The following is a 20,285-nucleotide window of genomic DNA, read 5'->3' on the forward strand; positions in this document are numbered from 1 at the left end:
GTCTGCTCCCAAAGAGCAGACTTTTCTTGTTTTCAACCTATAGTGAGACAGACTTAAGCAAAAGTCTCTTACTGATAGGGACTAAAGTCTCTTCTATTGGAAATTCTCTTTGGCTATGAATTCTCCACGTAGCAGGGTTTGGCAGCTCCTTGATTTCATGCACCAGGTTCATTTTTATTTGCTCTAACGTATTGACTAAGCTACGTTGGAACACCCCTACCAGCCACATGCTAATGCTACGAAACTTTTCACCAGCGAAATGCAGTAAACTAGATTTATACCGGAAGGCATGAATATCCTGCTTTTTATCTCTGGTCATCAATATATAACCTTCCTGATTATAGATCGGCACAATCCCGACCGGCTCAAATTCAAGTTGCTCTTCCACGAAATCATAGATCGCCCTACCTTCATCTATCTTCGAAGTGATCTTGGGTAAAGCAAATTCAGTGATTAGAGATAGTTCTTTCATGATTCCGTCCTCGCTGACCTTTGATTGATAATTCAACCTTCCTTTTTGAAAGTCGATAGAATCTAAGGTCTTGGGAAACAGGTTTGCCATCTCTTTCTTACCTGATTTTAATTCGTTCAAATCACGGTAATGATCAATCAATTCTGCAAGGACAGGATAAAGCTTCATCGCATTAAAATGCTTATTAGTTTCCTGTAAATAGGCCAACAATTGATACTTTTTATACTCAAAATCTATTAGGCCTTCTGTTATCCAGTTTTTAGGTAGTGATGTCATAGGGAATAGGTTTGGATATAAATTACGAATTTCTGACAAATTTGAAGCGATGAGAGCAAAAATGGCAGTCTCTCCTGCCAAAAAAAACTGGCTGTGGACACATTTTCCCCAGCTTTTACAGCCGATTTGTCAGCCTTTAGCCAGAATCCTTGCTTGGCACAGGAAGTGCTAATAGGCAATTACATTTTAATCTAACCTTAAACGAATTTATATTATGTCAAATGTGAACATCAAACCTCTTGCAGACAGAGTTTTGGTACAACCTGCTGCAGCTGAAGAGAAAACAGCTTCTGGACTTTACATCCCAGATACCGCTAAGGAAAAACCACAAAAAGGTACTGTAGTAGCAGTAGGAAATGGCAAAAAAGATGAGCCTCTAACCGTTAAAGTTGGTGATACTGTATTGTACGGTAAATATTCCGGTACTGAGCTAAGCGTAGAAGGCAGTGACTATCTTATCATGAGAGAGTCTGACATCTTTGCAATACTTTAATAAATCATCCTTAATCGTTAACTCAAAATAGTAACAATATGTCTAAGCAATTATTTTTCAACACAAGTGCAAGAGATCAGCTGAAGAAAGGCGTTGATGCACTTGCTGACGCAGTAAAAGTGACATTGGGTCCAAAGGGACGTAATGTGATCATTGATAAAAAATTCGGTGCACCTACCATTACTAAAGATGGTGTGTCTGTAGCAAAAGAAATCGAATTGGCTGAGCCAATCGAGAATATGGGTGCTCAGTTGGTAAAAGAAGTAGCTTCTAAAACTGCTGACAATGCAGGTGATGGTACTACTACTGCTACTGTCCTCGCTCAATCTATCTTCGGTGTAGGTATCAAAAACGTAGCTGCCGGAGCTAACCCAATGGATCTTAAGAGAGGTATTGACAAAGCAGTTGCTGCTGTTGTTAAGCAACTTCAAGCTGATTCTAAGCAAATCTCTACATCTAAAGAAATCGCTCAAGTAGCGACTGTATCTGCTAACAATGACGAAGAAATCGGAACAATGATTTCTAACGCAATGGACAAAGTAGGTAAAGACGGTGTGATCACTGTTGAAGAAGCAAAAGGTACTGAAACTGAAGTTAAAACTGTAGAAGGTATGCAGTTTGACAGAGGTTACCTTTCTCCTTACTTCGTGACTAACACGGAGAAAATGGAAGTAGAATTAGAGCAGCCTTACATCTTGATCTACGACAAGAAGATCTCTTCGATGAAAGAATTGCTTCCAGTTCTTGAGCCAGTAGCTCAGTCAGGAAAAGGTCTAGTAATCATTTCTGAAGATGTAGACGGAGAAGCTCTTGCTACTTTGGTAGTGAACAAAATCAGAGGTGCCTTGAAAGTGGCAGCTGTGAAAGCTCCAGGTTTCGGTGATAGAAGAAAAGCTATGTTGGAAGACATCGCTATCCTTACTGGCGGAACAGTAATCTCTGAAGAAAGAGGCTTCAAATTGGAAAATGCTACTATCGACATGCTTGGTAGAGCTGAGAAAATCAACATTGACAAGGACAATACGACTCTTGTGAATGGTGCTGGTGATGCAGCTGCTATCAAAGGTAGAATCGCTGAAATCAAAGCTCAGATTGACAAAACTACTTCTGATTACGACAGAGAGAAACTGCAGGAAAGACTTGCTAAACTTTCTGGTGGTGTAGCTATACTTTATATCGGTGCTGCTACTGAAGTAGAAATGAAAGAAAAGAAAGACCGTGTTGATGATGCACTTCACGCAACTAGAGCTGCCGTTCAAGAAGGCGTGGTAGTAGGTGGTGGTGTAGCACTCGTAAGAGCTGCTGAAGCACTTAACAACCTGAAAGGTCTTAACGAAGATGAAGATACTGGTATCAACATCATCAGACAGGCTATCGAGTCTCCATTGAGAACTATCGTTTCTAATGCTGGCGGTGAGCCTTCTGTAGTGATCAATAAGATCAGAGAAAACAAAGGTAACTATGGCTACAATGCAAGAACTGACGTCTACGAAGACTTGTTCAAAGCAGGTGTAATCGATCCTACTAAAGTAACTCGTTTAGCTCTTGAGAATGCAGCATCTATTGCAGCACTTCTATTGACTACTGAGTGTGTAGTAGCAGATATGAAAGAAGAATCTCCTGCAATGCCACCAATGGGCGGCGGAGGAATGGGTGGCATGATGTAATCACTGGTTCACCATACTTTAAGAGGAGGTTCTAAAGAACCTCCTTTTTTATTGCCTGAGTATTAGCAGCTCCATATTTTAAATTTAAAAAAGGCGGTTAAACCTTTTTCTTGGATCAGTATTAATTGTATTTTGGCTTAGTCAATTATCCTTTTTTCTATTTCAATCCCATAAATGATCCAATTTGACACAATTTTTCTAGTGGATGACGACCCCATAAATAACCTTATTAATAAAAGGTTACTTGGAAAAGTTGGTATTACTGATAACATCATAGAATTTCTCGAAGCTGAAGAAGCTCTTAGCCAACTCAATGATATTGACCCAAACAAGTCTCTTCTTATTTTTTTGGACATAAATATGCCCGTTTTAAATGGGTGGGAGTTCCTCAATAAATACCAAGAGGCTCACCCGAATAGACGTGATAAAATAGTTATTCTTTCTAGTTCTATCGATTATCAAGATAGATTTAAAGCTCAAGGTTATAAGATAGTTTCAGGCTTTTTAGAAAAACCCCTGACCTTTGAGAAAATTAAGACTCAATTAGAGAAATACACGAAAGAATAACCCCAGATTAGTTAATAATGGGTCCCAGTCTATCCCAAATGTCTCTGATCAAAAGAAATGGAACCAACGCATTATCTCCCGACCCACCCATTCTTATAATAACCAATCCTTCTGAGGGTACGACCATCAAGAACTGTCCATTTTTTCCCATAGCCTGGTACATATCTACAGGTGCATTAGGCACTAGCATACCTGGAAAAATTGTTTGAGTTTGTGGAATCATATAAGAACTCTGCCCATTCAGCCAAGTGAGGTATCCATAACTTCGATTCAGGGTTTGAGAGGATTTTGATAACTCATTGAAAAAGTCTCCTGACCAGATCTGATCTCCGTCCCAATTCCCCTTTGCAAGCAATAAAAGCCCAAATCTTGCAAAGGAGCGGGCGTCACTATAGAACACATTATTCTCGCCGGTTCTCTGCCAAAACCCTTTCATCCCTATTTTTCCACCCAAATTTTCATTGAAGAAATTTTGATAGCTTTGACCAGATGCATTTTGAACTACCTGTTCTAACAAAGTATAAGGAGCATTGTGGTAAGCCCATCTCTTACCAGGCTCAGCTAAAAACACTAAGGAAGAAGGCTTAGTCGCATCTGAATTTGCTACTCCATCATCCAGTCCAGTGGTCATGGTTAGCTGATGAATTATTCGAATATCACGCTCTTGGTTGTTGGTGAGTGATGTCCAGCCTTCGCCAAGATATTTTTGCGTTCGGTCATTAGTTTTCAACAACTTTTTATTCTCAGCAATACCCACCAATGTAGCAGTGAGAGTTTTTCCTGCAGAAGCCCAATACCAATAGGAGTTTTCATCCATCTCTCCAGCACCAGTTAACTTATTGCCCCAATATTCCTCAACTACTATTTTACCATCTTTGAGAATGATAAAAGCTCTGGTATCCTGGGTAGGTAGCCAAGCTAGAAATTCCGCAAATTTCACTCCGTCCCATCCTAGGTCTGCTATGGATTGCTTTTCCCAAATCGAGGATTCGGTCGGGGGAAAATATAGATTTGAATTGTTAGGCGCAGGTTTTTGAGCTTCCGCACAAGCAGCGATCAATACTACCAAATACGCGAGGATCAATATTTCTCTCAAATTCTTTACCACTACTTTCTTAATCAAAATCTTAAAATGCCCCATTTTTATATTATTACAAATTAGATGTAAGAAGAGCAGATAGGTTTAATCGACCTACAAATTCAAGGTGAATCTTCTGGTCCAAAATAAGTCATAAAAAAGTAAATAAACCTATTTAATCTGTTCATCCGGCTTCAACTGATAGCAGCGTTCATGGAGCTCAAAACCAATTTTCTGGTAAAATTGAATAGAGCCTTCAGCGGAAAATAAAAATAGCCTGGCATCGGAAGCTAAGCTCCGGGCAAACTTGAGCATCCCCTTACCTATTCCTTCTCCTTGCCTAGCCGAAATGACTGCTAAGTCTGCTATAAAAGTTCTATAGGAAAAATCAGATAAACCCCGCAACACTCCAACCACTTGTCTTGAATCCCTTGCAACAATCACCAAATTAGAATTACGAAGCATTCTTTCTAAATGGTCGGGGTCATTCATGGGCCTTCTCTCCCCTAATCCTGAATCAGTCAGGACATGAATAAAATCCTGTAGGGGCAAGTTCTTTTCTATTTCATAAGAAACCATTATTTTGAGATATAATTAGTTAATAATGACAGGAGGAGCCGGCTTTATTTCTTCAGCAAACAAGTCTTCGAAGGAGAATCGAAATCTGGGAAAAATCCGTCCCAAATCATCAAGACCTGATGGGGTTACCCGTGAGAAAAATATGGACAAAGCTGACCTAAAAAGCATTGATGAAAGTATCAAGTATAGAAACAGCAGATATTCTTCTTTCTCTAGGAGCGGATACTTCTTCGCAATAATGGTGATCCTTATTTTGGTATGGCTTATCTGGACGCTCTTTTTTTAAACAGGTTAGTTTAAGACATCCTGAAATTCTTCCTTTTTCTTAAACATCGCTTTGGCGAATGGGCAAAGCGGAATGACTTTGATCTCTGCTTTCCGCACGTATTCTACCAGCTCCTTCAAAAGTTTTAATCCTATTCCTTGACCTTGAAGGCTTTCATCAACTTCGGTATGCTCTATAATCATCTTTTTTGCACCGGCCATGACATAAACCATTTCTGCAAAGCGCTTAGCTCCTTCTTGGATGAAAAAAGAACCTCTTTTCCCATCAGTTTCATGTTCGATTTTTATTTCACTCATGGTTTAGCTCGTAGTTTTGCCTTCAGTCATTTCATCATAAACTTCGTCTACTGCCTCCCAAAGCTCAATGCTGTGTCCATCCGGATCGAGTATATGCACAAACTTCCCGTATTCTGTATCATCGATCTCATCCAAAATAGTAACTCCTTCTGCCTTTAATTCTTTCACCAACTCCACGAGATTTTCTACACGGTAATTGATCATAAATTCCTTTTCTGAAGGTTTGAAATAAGTAGTATCATCCTTCATCGGAGACCATTGGGTAAAGCCTTTTTGATTCGGATCTTCAGCACTTCTCCATTCAAAAGTAGCTCCATACGGGTCTGTATTTAGGCCTAAGTGTGTCTGATACCAATCTTTAGTCTTTGCTGGATCCTTGACTTTGAAAAATATCCCACCGATACCTGTAACTCGTTTTTTCATTTGATTTCTTGATTGTTTTGAAGTATTAAGATAAGGATATTCACAATTCAAAAAACCGGCAAAGGAATTTCAGGATTAACTATGTGCAAATATTAGTACTGATCACTGAAACTGCCTACTGCATTCTAATTGGCCTCCTCAATCTTCACCTTAACCTTCTTCACTCGCTCATTCTTTAATTTTGGCATCAGTTTTTGTACCAAATTACTTTTCACTGCCACATAGGAAGCAAAGTCCATAATCGTAATCAAACCAATTTCGGCGCTATTTAAACCTCCCTTTTTAGTAAGCATTCCCACAATATCACCCTTGCTTACTTTATCCTTTTTGCCGGCACTTACATAGAGGCAAGTCCATTCTTGAGGAACAGGTGGAACGAGCTTCTCTCCCACTTTATATTCTTCAATAAATTCTTCAATGTAATCTGGCCTGGATTCGTCATTTGCCAAAATCAGATATGACAATCCTTCTGCATGCATTCTGGCTGTCCTTCCATTTCTATGGATAAAAGCATCTTCTTTTGGAGGCAATTGGTAATGAACTACATGCTTGATCTCCGGAATATCAAGCCCTCGTGAAGCCAAATCAGTCGCGATCAAAAGATTCGTGACTTTGCTTCGGAACCGAATCAGGTTCTTCTCACGATCGATTTGCTCTAAACCACCATGAAGAACCGAATGAAAATAGTCATACTCATTCAGCAATGTGCTCAGTCTATCCACTGCATCCCGGTGATTGCAAAAAACGATACAGGACTCATCCTGAAATCCTGCTACCAAACGCATCAGCGTTTCCCCTTTTTCCTTGCTTGAACTATGGACAATCTTCAGTTCCAATTTGGACTCGACCACATCTTTAAGAAAATTAACCGTACGGTGATCTACAAAGGGAAGAAAGTCTGGTAGTCTTTTCAACACAGTCGCCGAAGTTAGCAAATGTCTTTGCTGACCATTCAAGGCTCCGAAAATAACTTTCAATTGCTCGTGAAATCCCATTTGCAAGGACTTATCAAATTCATCCAATACTACCGTCTGCACAGTTTTTGGATCGAAAGAACCTCTTTCTATGTGGTCAGCCAGTCTTCCAGGAGTTCCGATAATCACGTCCGGTGATTCACTTAAGCTGTTTGATTCTAACTTGGAAGAATGTCCACCATAAACAGTACTGACTCGAAATGGAGTTTTCATGCCTTTGAAAACCTGCTCGATCTGGATCGCCAATTCTCTAGAAGGGACGATAATCAAGGCCTGTACTTCCCGTACATTTTCTTTCAGTGAATTTAAAAGTGGAATGAGAAAGGCAACTGTCTTTCCTGAACCAGTTGGTGATAAAAGTACGAGATGGGGATTTTTGGCTGCTCTGGAGATGAACTCAGTTTGCATTTCGTTGAGGCTTTCAATCGAAAGGCTTTTGAGATACTGGGCGGTGGAATTTTGTTGTTTTTCTAACACACACAAAAGTACCCATTTCTAATGAGCTAAGCGATCAATTCCCTACCTGCAGCTAAACTTCCTTTCCTTTCACCACTAAAAACCAATCTCCTTCTAGCCCCAAATAGCCATAGTCGTAGCAATAATGGTAGACGTTTCCTTTCTTGGTTTCGTAGAGATGGGTGAAATATTTGAATTGAAATCCATCACTCAACAGTCGCGCACGTGTTGTTTTGCCCATTTCCTCACCTTCAGGAATGATTGATTCCAGAATATTTCGATTCTTTTTCAGGCTGTGATTTACCCTTCGGATGTAATTAGTTGAAAAGGCATTTTGCTGATTGTTGTAGGAATTACGGCAGTTATCATCACAGAACTTCTTATCAATTCTGCCTTGAATCACCGAATTACAGTTCAAACAGTATTTTTTCTCTATGGCCATATGCTAAAAAGTTTGAAGGAATTTAAATAAATAGTTTCTAAAAAAATAGCGGGAGGATTAAAACTCTACCCGCCAAAATTCGATTTTGATCATTCTTTCATTAATTAAACCTGTAAGAAACTCCAGCAGTTACTGTCATAAAGTGAAGCCAATTTTTCACATAGCCATCTCCCGGCCCTGGCTCATCCTCAGAGGTCCCAACTGCTCCGCCGCCAAGGTAACGAAGATTGAAAAATGCATTTACGTCATTAGTCACTTTCAGTCCTGACCGGATGCTTGCATCCAAAATCGCTCCTTTCACCTCATTATCACTTCCATTCAGATAACTAATCGGAGCATAGATACCGTCTGCTTCCAGTTCTAAGTAAACCAACTCACTCAAATCATACCTAGAACGAACTTTCAGAGCTGGAACTATACCCACGTCTCTGTTGGTACGGAACCTTTCTCCATCGGTAGATTCAAATGTGATAGTAGCGTTTCTTAGCTGTATACTTCCTCCTACAGCCAAATCAAATTTCGGCTTGTTAGGAACCAATTCCCTCAGATAACTAACTCTATAAAAAGGGAAATTATAAAGCAAATCCACAGAAGTATTTGCTGGATAGACTAAGTCGTCAACCACGATATCATCATTCAGCAAAACCTGAGTTTGAATAGTCAGAGGCTGATACAATAAAATAAATGTGTTGCGCTCCTTAATGTCCAATTCAAGAGAAAGCCTACCCACTGGAAATAGCACATTCTGTCCCCCATCTCTTTTATAATCAAAGTATGTCCCGTTTTCTCCAAACTGTACTTTATGGCTTAATACGGACAAAAAGCCTAATTCAGCCACAGCTCGGAATTCTAAATCCTTCTTTTCTTTTTCTTCCAAAGGATGTGAATTCTGAGCAAAAGCTGGGATGCATAACGCTAAATAAAACAGTGGAATTACAATTTTAACAATCTTCATAATAATAGTTAGTTAGTGGTTTAATCTTACCTCCATTAACTATAAACTAAGAATATTGTTACGTTTACTTCTCAAATTTTAAGGTGTTGAGATTGAAAGTGCTCCAGATAGATATTGGCTCTTCTGTAACATATACGAAATAAACATCCCCAAAGTAATCGGTAGCTGGAATAGTAAAGGGAGCTGCAAACCAACCTACTTGCGGTCCTGACGAAGGCCTAGAATCTTTGGTTAAAATACCGGATTCCGCAATCAACTCGCCGTCTGGTGATCCAGCTCTGACCTGAAGCTTCCCTTTGGTATTTCCAGGCATGATAGCCAAGGTGATTTGCTTAATCTGATTGAGATCAATATTTCTAAACAGCAACCAGGAATTATTTGCTGTGAATTGCACATAATGTTCATCCTCAGGATTTGCCCTAGCCACATTTTCAATGCCATCAGCACTGTAAGCGGAAACAGAAGTATTTCTCAATTTCAGCTGGCTAGTCGTTTTGATTGGCTTTATTCCATTTGCTCCTTGGTCCTCATAGGAAGCTTGAACCAAATAAAATCCTTCAGAATCTTCCGTGTTTTCAATCTGATATTTACCCGATGCCGGCAAACCAGAAACAGCATTTGGATTCGCTATGCTCAAAACAAAATCAACCATTTGCCCCACCATTTTTTCATCCAAATGAGAATGCCCAGGCATAAGTTGATCTCCCCAAACGCCGGAACCTCCATTTCTAACTTTGTTGATCAGATACGTTTTTGCATCTGGATCATTTTTGTATTTCTCCGAAACTGAGGTGTAATCAGGGCCTACGGATTGATTGCTAATGCCATGACAAGCTTTGCAACCAGCTTCATTGATGTACGTTTCTCCTATACTCAGCACCTCTTCCTGATGCCCCATCTCAATAATATCGTATCCACCTTCCAAGTAGTCAATACTGACTTTAATTTGTGAAGGGTCAATTTGCCCATCTTCCTTATCACTAGCAGTCACAGCATAATTGATGGCCTGCTTTCCAAAATAGAAGCTCTTGTTTCCAGCCCAATCTATGGACACTACAGGTGCTTCATTTCCGACCTTTATATCCAAAAATGAAGTTGCATCCTCTCCCTGTTTATCTGTCGCGGTCAAAGTCACCTTATATACACCGGCTGATTCGAACGTGTATGATGGATTCTCTTCATTGGAAGTAAGTCCATTTTCTCCGAATTCCCATTGAAAGGTAATCTTATCATCTGTATCTGGATCCTGAGTTCCTGCAGAGGAAAAATTCACCGTTAAAGGAGCAGCACCTTGGGTTTGGTCTGCAGAGATTTGCACGTATGGCTTTCTATTTCCTTCGGAAAAAACAATTCTATACAATCCGGAATCATCGTTGTTAGCTCTCCAAAAAGTACCATATTCCAAGACATACAAGGAACCGTCTTTTGCAAACTGCATGTCCATTGGCTTCTCAAAGTGAGTTTCCGGCATGAAACGCTCCATGGTATCGTATTCAAAATTCTCTGTCAAACTAACTGTGAAAATCCAGTTTCTCATCCAATCATAGATGAATAACTTTTCATTGTAATATCCTGGAAATCTAACTTCTGAATCTTCATAATCTTCACGGTAATATACTTGACCAGCCATGGCATTTCTACCTCCTTGACCAAGCATAGGAAATTCTTCAGACTCAGCATATGGGTAATAAATCAATGCAGGATGAGCTTCTGGAAGGATTTCCATTCCGGTATTATTTGGAGAGGTGTTCTTAGGGGCTTTCGGATCGAATTGGTATAAGCTCTCTCCAGTTTCAAAATCGTATTTCCAATACGCATAATTATTTCCTACAAAATATGGCCAACCGTAATAACCAGGACCAGTTGCTACGTTGATTTCATCGTATCCTCTAGGTCCTCGACCTTCCTTATCCTCAGCACCATCGGGCCCCACTTCACCCCAAAACAAGTTCCCATTATGGCTATCGATAGAAAATCTAAAGGGATTCCTGTTTCCTTTGACATAGATCTCAGGGCGAGTTTTTGGTGTGCCTACAGGAAATAAATTCCCTTCAGGAATAGAATAGCCACCTTCAGGATTTGGCTTGATTCTAAGAATCGCTCCGCGCAAATCGTTGGTATTTCCCGAGCTTCGCTGGGCATCCACATTTTTGGGTTGATCAGGACGCTCATCGATAGGATTGAAATTACTAGACTCGAAAGGAGTTGTGTCATCACCGATGCCAAGGTATAGATTACCTTCTGAATCAAACTCCAATCCTCCACCGGAGTGGCAGCATCCTCGGAACAGATCGATATCTAAAATTTTAACCTCAGAAGCTAAGTCAAGCTGATTATCTACGAAATCAAATCGGGAAATTCTATTTAGTGCAGCTTCATTTGCAGGGGCGTAATAAAGATATAGCCAGTGATTCTCGGCAAAATTAGGATCTTTCGCCATCCCCATCAAACCATCTTCACGTTCTGGAAACACGTCTAGTTCACCTACTACAATTGTTTCTCCAGAATCTTCCTGATAAAGTTTAAGCAAACCGTGACGCTCTATAATCAATACATCACCGTTATCCAATACCTCTATCTCCATAGGTTCATTGAAATTCCCAGCAAGAGGTATTTTCGTGAAACGGGATTCATCAGGCTTTATAGTTGCAAATGGATCTTCTTGCTTTTTGTCACAACCCCAAAAACTCATAGCACAAACTGCAAACAGAATAAGATATTTTCGCATAGGTATTATTCAGACTTTTATCTAGGCGTGAAGGTATAGAAAACTGAAAAACACGCGCCAAGATTATGATTAAAGGTTTATAATCAAGACAAGAGAACCTCTCTTTCCAAAACAACCAACGAGATCGCTTAATGGTTTTACGGCCATTAAATACCAATAGTAAGAGTCATTGTTTGATAAACTTGACACTATTATTCGCCTCAGCAGTCTTCCAATACAAGTCAAGAAACTAGGAAAGGAGATTGATAACAAGATGTCGTTGTTTTATTTAGCAATTAGACTCTTATAAAAAAAAATCATCTTTTATCCGCCAGCGATGTAGCACATTATTGTTTTGATACGTCTAACTAATACATACTTTTATACCACTAAACTCGAACTATATGAAATCCCTCTACTCCTCCGCGATTTTCTTACTATCAGTTTTTGTTTTTTCTTCCTGCCATGATGAAATGAATTCTTCGTACACTTATCGGACAATGATGCCCGTCTATTACGAAATGAGCGATATCAGGGCAAGAGTCATTACTACCGAGCCGGCACAACCGTTGGACAATCCTGGCAAAATCTACATTTATCAAGATTACCTTTTTATCAACGAACCCACAAAAGGTATTCACATACTGAATAATGAAAATCCTGCCAACCCTATCAATTTAAGCTTTATTCCAATTGCAGGTAACGTAGATTTAGCAGTAAACGGTAACATTCTTTATGCTGATAATTACGTCGACTTGTTGGCTTTTGACATTAGTAATATTGCAAACATTAAACTTATCAAAAGGATAGAAGATGTTTTTACTCATATGTATTACCATCAAACCGGTGAAATTATCACATTTAAGGACACCGTACTGACATCAGAAAACCCAAACTGGGGAGGAGAATTTTGGCTGATGAATTCCAGCATGAGCTTTTCTGCTAATTACTCCGCAGCGTCTCAAAGCTATGGTACAGGTGGATCCATGGCTAGATTCACACTTTCTAATGAGCATCTTTACGCTGTAGACCAATCTACCTTACGGGTATTTGATGTTAAAACAGCTTCCAATCCCACTTTTGTAAAACCTATTGATTTGGGCTGGGGAATAGAAACTATTTTTCCTTTTCAGGACAAACTGTTCATAGGATCAAATGTAGGTATGCATATTTACGATGCGAGTACACCTAATTCCCCTACTCGAATGGCTGTCTATGAGCACGTGCAAGCTTGCGATCCAGTCGTGGTTAATGAAGATTACGCCTTTGTAACCCTCAGAAATGGAACTGCATGCAATGGCGTGGATGAACTGCATGTCATCGATATTAATGACTTGTACAATCCAACACTAAAAAAATCTTACCCTATGCTTAATCCACACGGTTTAGGTTTGGCAGGAAACTTTCTCTACATAGCGGAAGGTGCGCACGGTTTAAAAAGCTTCAATGCAACTGATGTTATGAACATAGATCAAAATCAACTTGAATTTTTGACCGATCAAAAGTCGGTCGATTTGATTCCGGGGCCTAAATCCCTAATTGTTATTGGCCCAGATGGCGTATGCCAATTTGACTACAGCAATCCAGCTAAACTGAAGAAACTTAGCTGTATCCAAGTCACAAATCCTACCCAGTTTTATTGATAGGTAGATGTTTCGAAAAGCTAAACTCATATGTATTGGTTTACTATTCCTGAGTTTTAAAAGTCTGGCTCAGGAGAAGAAATATTTCGGGCAAACTGAAATTGGGATCTTATTTGGCAAAAGTGAGGAACAATGGGATGGAAGTCGTCAGCGGCGCTTTGATGTCAGCTTCATGACTTTTCATGGTGCTCATATCACCAAGAGTCACGTCGTCGGGTTTTCTCTAGGCATTGATCAATACGATGAGATCTCCGTCATTCCTGTCGCTTTGGGATGGAGGGGATTTCTTGGAAAAGATGATAAACCAAAGCTTTTTGGAGGATTGGATATAGGAGGTGGCTCTACAATTTTGGAGAAAAAAATAGGCGATCAATGGAGTAAAAGCTGGTATGAAGGTGGTTTTTTAGTTAGTCCATCTGTAGGAATTAGCTTTCCTTCAAAAAAGGATAAAACTGCTCTTTCTTTCAGTTTCGCATACAAAAGACAACAAATCTCGCACTACTGGGGAACATTAATACAGCAAGGCTCTCAAGTCATTAAGAATGACAAACTCCCACCAGGCTATAACTCTCTGACAGAAAACAATTTCCTGTTTCGAAGCTTTGTATTCCGAGCAGGATTAATGTTTTAACTACCTACCACAAATCTCCCGATACGCACAGTACTCGCATTTCTTCACATCTTCCGTTTGATTAAATTGCTTCTGAGGATCATAGATTTCACCAATAAGACTGGAAAGTCCACCTTCAAAAGTCTCTGCATACTCACGGTAATCTTGAATTTCCTCTTTATCCAGCATCAAAAAAGGATTGAAGTTAGCATCATAAATCTCCTTGATGTTGAAAATCCCAGGTTTTAAAGCTTTCCTAACGGTAGGATTTTCTGATTGGAAAAGCTTGGCATAGAGCATAGTTTGCATTGCGGCCTTATTGCGCTTTTTGTCATCTCTATCAAAAAATGACTCAATCGTGGTGACCTTCTTATTGTCCTTTCCAGTCTTATAATCTATCAGTCGGATCACGCCATCCTTTTCATCTACACGATCAATAAAACCTCCAATAGCAATATTTTGAATTCCATCCACCGTCTCGACAGGAATTCCTGCTTGGTATTTACGTTCCAAGTTCAGCACTTTAAAATCACCGTTTGCCTGATCATATTTCAAAATAGCTTTGATATACTTGATCATAATAGCTCTCGCTATCTGCAACTGACCGCTTAGCGTAAGCTTGTCGATGGACTCAGCCTCATAAAAATCCACAATCGCAGCATCTACGGCTGTAGGAATAGTATCCTTCAATCGCTCAATGGTATGTGTATCGATTAACCGGAATGCATTTCCTTCGTCGGGCTTGTATAGCAACTCTATAGCTTTATGAAGCATGGAGCCAAAAGTCGAAGCGTCGATTTCGGTCACAACTTCTTCTTTTTCCTTCAAACCAGCTACGTATCGAAAGTAAAATCTAAGACTGCAATCCAAGTAGGAATTCAGCGCCGAAGCTGAAAAAGAAATCTGCTCATTGGGATTTGGATTAGTCAAAACGTAGCGTCTCAGACTATTCAAAATCTCTGGTGTTTTCTCTATCGTAATGGCCTTACCAGGAGTCAAATCAACCGGAACCAAAACTGCAGCGGGATGCTCAACACCGATTTCGGCCTGCATCTGTTGGATAAAACGGCTCATTTCTCCGGCTTTTCCTTGATCTGAAGCCGTAGTATAAATAAGATGAACTTCCTCAGCCTGATGAAGCAAACGGTAAAAAGTATAGGCATAAATCGCATCGTTCTGCTCCTGAACCGGTAGCCCAAAAGCCCTCCTCAAATTGAAAGGAATCATAGAATTGATCCCGCCGCCTGGAGGAAAACTACCTTCATTTACATCACAAATAATCACCCTGCGAAAGTCCAAATTTCTGGATTCCAACACCCCCATGATTTGTAATCCTTCCAGAGGTTCGCCTTCGAAAGGCAATTTGATTTCCCTGAAAAGCTGGCGAAAAAGTTTCAGGTAGAAATCTGCCCTTACATTCCCTGGAGCATTCTTTGCAAACACATCGCGGATTCTTGTCAATTGCTTAAAAGCCTGAAAAAGATAACTTCGCTGGATAGTATCATTTTCCAAACTCTGAGCAAGAAACTGCATCAGCTCACCGAGATAGGCAAATAGCTCGGCGGCTTCCACTTTTCTGAATACCAATGCAAATAACTCCCCGCCTTTCGCGAGCTCGTCTGCATTGACCTCCACGAGGTTTTTTCCTTTTATATCTTGAAGTATTTCCCTCACAAACTTTCCATCTACTTCTTTCAAATAAGAAAATGACAGTAAGTCGGTAATAGGCTTGTGATAGAAAAATACACCCTCCTCTTTCACTCGCAAATACCGCTGCAAATCCAACACTGCATCCAAGAAGGAAAATATCGGTGCATTCCTGATGGGATAACCCATCGTCACGTTCAGCTTTTGAATGGATTCAGGGAGGGAATGCAATACTGGAAAAAGCAATTGCTCATCTGGAAGAATAATAACTGTTTCCTCTAATCGCTCATTATTCGGAATAGATTCGGTAATCTTTGAAACTAGATTCGCCTGATTGATTTTGAGCGGAATAGAATAGCTTTTGATGAGATTGGCTTTTTCTCTGATTTTGTTTGGAATGACTTCTGGAAAAGTAGGCCCGAGAATAGAATCCTTTCTATAGTCTCTGAAAAATAAACCTGCTTCTTGGCGCTTGTCATCCAAATAATAGGAGTCTAGATCCCAGTAGATTTTTGCACCAAACTCTTTGACATAATGCTTGATGAGTTTCTCTTCTGCAAGTGTAAAAGCGTTGAAACCAAGGAAATAAAACTGTTTTTTAGGTTTTTGAATCTCGTTTAATTTTTCAGCAACTGACCTGTAAATCCTGCCAGAATAGCTCATTCCAGCTGTGGTCAGATTAGCTTGGAACTGAGCATAAAGCTGTTCCAGAATTTGCCAGAATTTCAAAAACTTAATACGCTCTGCTTCTGTCTGATTTTTAAACGATTTCCAAAATCTCGAGATCAACTCCACTTGCTCCACAGAGAGAAAACTCAAATCGGTTTCAAACTCCTTGATATCAGCCAGGTTGCTATACACCCATTTTGCATCCGCAAGAAACTGGTCTAAGTCATTGAAGTCTTTCAAAATCAACTCACCCCAAAAGTAAAAGCGATCAAAATCCTCCGGTTCAGGTTGCAGAGTTTTATAAACTTCATACAATTCAAATATCAAACTCAACTCGTCAGAAGGCCTTTCGCCAGCTTGAGTATAGAAAATCTCCTCTATCGTCTTAACCTCCGGCATCCAAGTCGGGGTATCGATGAGTGTCCCTAGATGCTGGGTGAAAAACAGCCCTGCACGCCTATTTGGCAGGACAATGATCATATCCCGAAGAGATTGACCTGAGTTCAATAAATCTTCTGCTGTATTTTTTAAAAAACTATTCATCTGTTGTAGTTGTTTTTTGACGGTCAGATGGAATGTCCAAAGTAATCATCCCATTTGTTGAGAATGTCATCATATGGACATTTCATTGAATTTCAAAAATTTCTGTGGGCTCTAAATAACAAAGGAAACCTTGCGTAGGCAGTTGGGTTAGTTTATGAACCAAATCCATATATTCCTTCACTTGTGCTTGATGTTTGGAGGCTTTCTCTCCCGTTTTAAAATCAATCACCATGGCTTGATTCTCTCCTACCAAAATCCGGTCTGGACGCTTCTGCTTTCCGCCAGGAAGTAGAATCCCTTGCTCAGACATCGCTTGAAAATCATCGGAATACCAAGTTTTGAATTGAGGTAACTGAAATAATTCGATAAGTTGAGAATTGATCACTTGTTGAGTTTCCTGATCTATTCTTCCTTCAAAAACAAAGGACTGAAGTATTTCCAAGGCCATTTCCATGGATCGGGCCTCCTCTAAAATTTCATGGATCAAAACTCCCAACCTGCGTTGTTCACGGGCTTGAATTCCATTTTCAGAAAAATCCCAGGCGTATTCACGGGTTTTCAACTTCTCCCTCCAGTCGGTAGAATTCCAGTTCAGCTGCACAACTTCATTTTCTGCAACTACCTTTTTATCCGAATATCCTGGCCATTCTCCCCAGTCAAATACTAAATTTTCCTCATCCCAAAATTCAGAGGAGGATTGAGTAGGTATGGAAAATCCCTGCCTGAATAAAGTGTATAATATATTTCCGGATTGCTTCAGATTAACAATTCCTTTTGAAGTCTGTGTAAAATCAGCAAATCCATACAACACTTCTTCTGCCCGGGTAAATGCCACATAAAGCATATTCAGGGTGTCCAAGTAGGCCAACCTCACCTCATCCCCATACATTTCTACAAACTCAGAATCTACCAGCGATGATTGATGTGTTAAGGGAAGCACTGTTGTGAGCGTATCAGAAATAGCATACTCACTCCAAATAATAGGTGCCTGAAGTCCGCTTGCCACAATCTTCCAATCTAAGTAAGGCATGATCACTGCTTTGTATTGCAAGCCTTTGGATTTGTGAATGGTCAAAATTCGCATCGCATTGTGGTTCTCAGGAATCTTCACGGTTCGTTTGAATTGATTCAGCTCCCACCAATCCAAAAATCCCTGCAAATCAGCCCGGTTCTTTTTCACAAAATCGAAAGCTGCTTCTTTCACACCCGAAACGTAAGCTAAATCCACCTTTCGCTCATACACATCCAAAAACTTAATAATTTCCTCTACCTGCTCCATCAGAGGCAACTGAAGATAAGGATTGAGATGATCGATTAAATAGCGTTGCTTGTCTAGTAATTCAGCTGGTAGAGAATTTTTCTCAAAAAGCTCATGGCTGTAGTCCAATTCATGGATCAGCGCATAATAGAACCAGAAGGTTTTCAAAGGCACCAAATCGGCAGGATTCCCCAAATACTGAAGCAATGCAATCACAGCTTTTACAGCGGAAGATTTGGTCAAGAACAATGACTCCTCAGAGAGCACATCAAAGCAATAACCGCTGTCGGGATTTTCCTGGGCATAGGTCATTATTTTGTCAGCGATGTCCGCACCTTGCTGGTTTTTCCTCACGAGAAAAGCAATATCTCTTGGCTCATAGCCTTTGTCTTGTAGCTCCTTTATGATAGGAATTAATTTATCCAAAACTCCGTCACCTTCTTCATCTTCCTCCTCATCTTCGCTTGTGTCATATGAACTTCTCGCTGGCTTTTGAGTAAATTCAAGATGGATCTTTCCCTGAAACCCCAGTTCCAATTTCTTCTTTGGAACGTCTTGTTTTACTCCGGAAAAAGCATCTGAAAGCAAGTTAAAAGCATCCACTTTAAATTCTGAATTTATTCCTTCCTGCATTAATTCAGGCAAAGCTTCGAATAGGGAATTATTAAAAGAAACTACTTTAGGTAAGCTCCGAAAGTTTACCGATAAGTTTTTGATATTCTGATAGTTTTCAGCTATTTGTTCTTGTACTTCATGAAGCAATAATTCCAGCCTCCCTCCCCGCCATCTATAGATAGATTGCTTCACATCCCCTACGAGCAGATTGGTGTTCATCGTGCCCAGTGAATTGACCAAAAGTGGTTTGAAACTAGACCATTGAAATTCGGAGGTATCCTGAAACTCATCGATCAAAAAATTCCGATACTGATTCCCGATTTTCTCATAAATAAATGGCGCATCATTTCCGGCCACTATTCCTTTCAAGAAGTCATTCACATCCGAAATCATCAAGATACTTTCCTCATCTTTCAATTCTCGAAGCTCATGAAGTAGATTTCTAAAAACTCCAAATGCATTCAAGTTACGACTCAAAGCCGTCAGCGTATTCCATTGCGTGAGCAAAGCAGGGAGCTTAAAAATCAACTCAATTAACCCAGCTTCTGCAGCAGATCTGATCTCATCTTTCCTTTTGCTGGTCCCAGCATACCATTTATCCGCATCGGGAAGATCCCGTTTCATCACATCTGTTAGCGATGGAATCGGCATCTTTTCATCTCCCAACTGATCAAATCGCTTTGCAAATGAACTAGCCCCACCTTTAAAATCTGTCCAATCTAAGCCATGACTGATTCTAATCTCATTCGCTTGTTTCTTGATCTTCAAAGCCTCAGCGACCAACTCATCTTTTTGTCCTTTAATAACTTTTCTAAATTCTCCCAAAAATCCATCTTGGGCTATGGTGGCTTCAAAAAGTGATTGATGCGCTTTGAAACTCTCCTTAAATATCTCGTTTCCAAGACCTCCCAAAGCAGATCGAATATCCCAACTTTTCCCCTCTTCAATCCGCTCTTCGGCATATTCTGTGAGCCATTTCTTTAAATTGGCATCTGAAGAAACCTGCTCCACTACTCGATCAACCAAGCGATTCAGAACCGCAGGCTGGTCTAATTCCAGTTCGAATTTCGCCTGCAAATCCATCTCCTTTGCAAAGGATCGAATCACACGCTGAAAAAAGGAATCGATCGTGCTAACAGCGAAATAGCCATAGCCATGCAAAATATCCAGCAATGTTTCTCTGGCTGCATTTTTCAATCCTTCTTCAGAAAGACTTAACGCATCCATCAACTCCTGATCTAGGAATTCTGAAGGCCTGATCTCCTTACTCAACCGTGTAAGATCTTTCAAAATACGCTCTTTCATCTCCTGTGTAGCCTTATTGGTAAAGGTCACAGCAAGGATTTGCTTGAAAGCATGCGGGCTTTTAAGGGCAAGTTTGAGGTACTCCAGCGTTAGCGTGTAGGTTTTTCCTGAGCCAGCTGAGGATTTATAAATGATAAAGGGTCTTTGATCCATATAGAAAAAGTAAGGGAACTAAGATAAGGAAGGAAGTCAGTTTCAAGGCTATTGAATTCAAGCTTTGACGAATATTGTCGGATAAAAATGCAGCAAGTTCACCAGTTCAATGTTTAATAAAGTCTTGGATTTAGCAATGATTTTTCGATCTTTTAACCTCAAACCCATAAC

The 20,285-nt window shown here is 40.0% G+C and carries 17 protein-coding genes; 6 read left to right on the forward strand and 11 right to left on the reverse strand.

Translation table 11 applies throughout. From position 1 onward, the window contains the following. Nucleotides 1-37: 37 nt before the first annotated feature. Entirely contained in the window at nt 38-748 is a 711-nt protein-coding gene (locus QOL76_RS02190) for a hypothetical protein (RefSeq protein ID WP_283411384.1), read from the reverse strand. Between the two features lie 214 nt (nt 749-962). On the opposite strand from QOL76_RS02190, the gene QOL76_RS02195 reads away from it, so the two are divergent. From QOL76_RS02195 to QOL76_RS02205, 3 genes are all read left to right on the forward strand, one after another. Beyond that, nucleotides 963-1,241, forward strand: a complete 279-nt coding sequence (locus QOL76_RS02195; RefSeq protein WP_086542933.1) for a co-chaperone GroES — start codon at nt 963-965, stop codon at nt 1,239-1,241. Between the two features lie 38 nt (nt 1,242-1,279). Next, entirely contained in the window at nt 1,280-2,908 is a 1,629-nt protein-coding gene (groL, locus tag QOL76_RS02200; RefSeq protein WP_283411385.1) for a chaperonin GroEL, read from the forward strand. A gap of 174 nt (nt 2,909-3,082) precedes the next feature. Continuing rightward, nucleotides 3,083-3,475: a response regulator gene (locus QOL76_RS02205; RefSeq protein ID WP_283411386.1), complete on the forward strand. Its 393-nt coding sequence runs from the start codon at nt 3,083-3,085 to the stop codon at nt 3,473-3,475. A 7-nt stretch (nt 3,476-3,482) separates the two neighbouring features. Here QOL76_RS02205 and QOL76_RS02210 read toward each other — a convergent pair whose 3' ends face one another. Next, nucleotides 3,483-4,616 carry a serine hydrolase domain-containing protein gene (locus QOL76_RS02210; protein WP_283411387.1) on the reverse strand — a complete coding sequence of 378 codons (1,134 nt, stop codon included), beginning with the start codon at nt 4,614-4,616 and terminating at the stop codon, nt 3,483-3,485. A 108-nt stretch (nt 4,617-4,724) separates the two neighbouring features. After that, nucleotides 4,725-5,132: a GNAT family N-acetyltransferase gene (locus tag QOL76_RS02215; RefSeq protein ID WP_283411388.1), complete on the reverse strand. Its 408-nt coding sequence runs from the start codon at nt 5,130-5,132 to the stop codon at nt 4,725-4,727. Nucleotides 5,133-5,157: 25 nt separating this feature from the next. Here QOL76_RS02215 and QOL76_RS02220 point away from each other — a divergent pair, with 25 nt between their 5' ends. After that, nucleotides 5,158-5,418, forward strand: coding sequence for a hypothetical protein (locus tag QOL76_RS02220; protein WP_283411389.1), 261 nt, complete (start codon nt 5,158-5,160; stop codon nt 5,416-5,418). Between the two features lie 5 nt (nt 5,419-5,423). On the opposite strand, the gene QOL76_RS02225 is transcribed toward QOL76_RS02220, so the two are convergent. The 6 genes from QOL76_RS02225 to QOL76_RS02250 form a co-directional block, all read right to left on the reverse strand. Beyond that, nucleotides 5,424-5,714 carry a GNAT family N-acetyltransferase gene (locus QOL76_RS02225; RefSeq protein ID WP_283411390.1) on the reverse strand — a complete coding sequence of 97 codons (291 nt, stop codon included), beginning with the start codon at nt 5,712-5,714 and terminating at the stop codon, nt 5,424-5,426. Between the two features lie 3 nt (nt 5,715-5,717). Beyond that, the gene (locus QOL76_RS02230) at nt 5,718-6,137 is read right to left on the reverse strand and encodes a VOC family protein (RefSeq protein WP_283411391.1); all 420 of its coding nucleotides are present in this window, start codon (nt 6,135-6,137) and stop codon (nt 5,718-5,720) included. Nucleotides 6,138-6,262: 125 nt separating this feature from the next. Beyond that, nucleotides 6,263-7,519, reverse strand: coding sequence for a DEAD/DEAH box helicase (locus QOL76_RS02235; protein WP_346771394.1), 1,257 nt, complete (start codon nt 7,517-7,519; stop codon nt 6,263-6,265). 121 nt (nt 7,520-7,640) lie between these two features. Then, the gene (locus QOL76_RS02240; RefSeq protein WP_283411393.1) at nt 7,641-8,009 is read right to left on the reverse strand and encodes a hypothetical protein; all 369 of its coding nucleotides are present in this window, start codon (nt 8,007-8,009) and stop codon (nt 7,641-7,643) included. A gap of 100 nt (nt 8,010-8,109) precedes the next feature. Then, nucleotides 8,110-8,964 (reverse strand): hypothetical protein, encoded by an 855-nt coding sequence (locus tag QOL76_RS02245; RefSeq protein ID WP_283411394.1) that lies wholly within the window; start codon nt 8,962-8,964, stop codon nt 8,110-8,112. 64 nt (nt 8,965-9,028) lie between these two features. After that, entirely contained in the window at nt 9,029-11,692 is a 2,664-nt protein-coding gene (locus QOL76_RS02250) for a PQQ-dependent sugar dehydrogenase (protein ID WP_283411395.1), read from the reverse strand. 383 nt (nt 11,693-12,075) lie between these two features. Between QOL76_RS02250 and QOL76_RS02255 the strand changes: the two genes are divergently transcribed. Continuing rightward, nucleotides 12,076-13,314, forward strand: a complete 1,239-nt coding sequence (locus tag QOL76_RS02255; RefSeq protein ID WP_283411396.1) for an LVIVD repeat-containing protein — start codon at nt 12,076-12,078, stop codon at nt 13,312-13,314. Between the two features lie 7 nt (nt 13,315-13,321). Continuing rightward, entirely contained in the window at nt 13,322-13,945 is a 624-nt protein-coding gene (locus QOL76_RS02260) for an acetate and sugar kinases/Hsc70/actin family protein (RefSeq protein ID WP_283411397.1), read from the forward strand. Here QOL76_RS02260 and QOL76_RS02265 read toward each other — a convergent pair whose 3' ends face one another. Both QOL76_RS02265 and QOL76_RS02270 read right to left on the reverse strand, forming a co-directional pair. Further along, nucleotides 13,946-16,783: a PD-(D/E)XK nuclease family protein gene (locus QOL76_RS02265; protein ID WP_283411398.1), complete on the reverse strand. Its 2,838-nt coding sequence runs from the start codon at nt 16,781-16,783 to the stop codon at nt 13,946-13,948. It abuts the gene before it with no gap. Nucleotides 16,784-16,865: 82 nt separating this feature from the next. After that, nucleotides 16,866-20,114, reverse strand: coding sequence for a UvrD-helicase domain-containing protein (locus QOL76_RS02270; protein ID WP_283411399.1), 3,249 nt, complete (start codon nt 20,112-20,114; stop codon nt 16,866-16,868). Nucleotides 20,115-20,285 lie beyond the last annotated feature (171 nt).

This window comes from Algoriphagus winogradskyi (genome assembly GCF_900182815.1).
In the GTDB taxonomy this organism is placed as follows: Bacteria; Bacteroidota; Bacteroidia; order Cytophagales; family Cyclobacteriaceae; genus Algoriphagus; species Algoriphagus winogradskyi.

Bases quoted from the DNA above. Each gene is read 5' to 3' on its own strand.
- QOL76_RS02190 (WP_283411384.1), bottom strand. From the start codon at position 748: ATGACATCACTACCTAAAAACTGGATAACAGAAGGCCTAATAGATTTT.
- QOL76_RS02195 (WP_086542933.1), top strand. From the start codon at position 963: ATGTCAAATGTGAACATCAAACCTCTTGCAGACAGAGTTTTGGTACAA.
- groL (WP_283411385.1), top strand. From the start codon at position 1,280: ATGTCTAAGCAATTATTTTTCAACACAAGTGCAAGAGATCAGCTGAAG.
- QOL76_RS02205 (WP_283411386.1), top strand. From the start codon at position 3,083: ATGATCCAATTTGACACAATTTTTCTAGTGGATGACGACCCCATAAAT.
- QOL76_RS02210 (WP_283411387.1), bottom strand. From the start codon at position 4,616: ATGGGGCATTTTAAGATTTTGATTAAGAAAGTAGTGGTAAAGAATTTG.
- QOL76_RS02215 (WP_283411388.1), bottom strand. From the start codon at position 5,132: ATGGTTTCTTATGAAATAGAAAAGAACTTGCCCCTACAGGATTTTATT.
- QOL76_RS02220 (WP_283411389.1), top strand. From the start codon at position 5,158: ATGACAGGAGGAGCCGGCTTTATTTCTTCAGCAAACAAGTCTTCGAAG.
- QOL76_RS02225 (WP_283411390.1), bottom strand. From the start codon at position 5,714: ATGAGTGAAATAAAAATCGAACATGAAACTGATGGGAAAAGAGGTTCT.
- QOL76_RS02230 (WP_283411391.1), bottom strand. From the start codon at position 6,137: ATGAAAAAACGAGTTACAGGTATCGGTGGGATATTTTTCAAAGTCAAG.
- QOL76_RS02235 (WP_346771394.1), bottom strand. From the start codon at position 7,519: ATGCAAACTGAGTTCATCTCCAGAGCAGCCAAAAATCCCCATCTCGTA.
- QOL76_RS02240 (WP_283411393.1), bottom strand. From the start codon at position 8,009: ATGGCCATAGAGAAAAAATACTGTTTGAACTGTAATTCGGTGATTCAA.
- QOL76_RS02245 (WP_283411394.1), bottom strand. From the start codon at position 8,964: ATGAAGATTGTTAAAATTGTAATTCCACTGTTTTATTTAGCGTTATGC.
- QOL76_RS02250 (WP_283411395.1), bottom strand. From the start codon at position 11,692: ATGCGAAAATATCTTATTCTGTTTGCAGTTTGTGCTATGAGTTTTTGG.
- QOL76_RS02255 (WP_283411396.1), top strand. From the start codon at position 12,076: ATGAAATCCCTCTACTCCTCCGCGATTTTCTTACTATCAGTTTTTGTT.
- QOL76_RS02260 (WP_283411397.1), top strand. From the start codon at position 13,322: ATGTTTCGAAAAGCTAAACTCATATGTATTGGTTTACTATTCCTGAGT.
- QOL76_RS02265 (WP_283411398.1), bottom strand. From the start codon at position 16,783: ATGAATAGTTTTTTAAAAAATACAGCAGAAGATTTATTGAACTCAGGT.
- QOL76_RS02270 (WP_283411399.1), bottom strand. From the start codon at position 20,114: ATGGATCAAAGACCCTTTATCATTTATAAATCCTCAGCTGGCTCAGGA.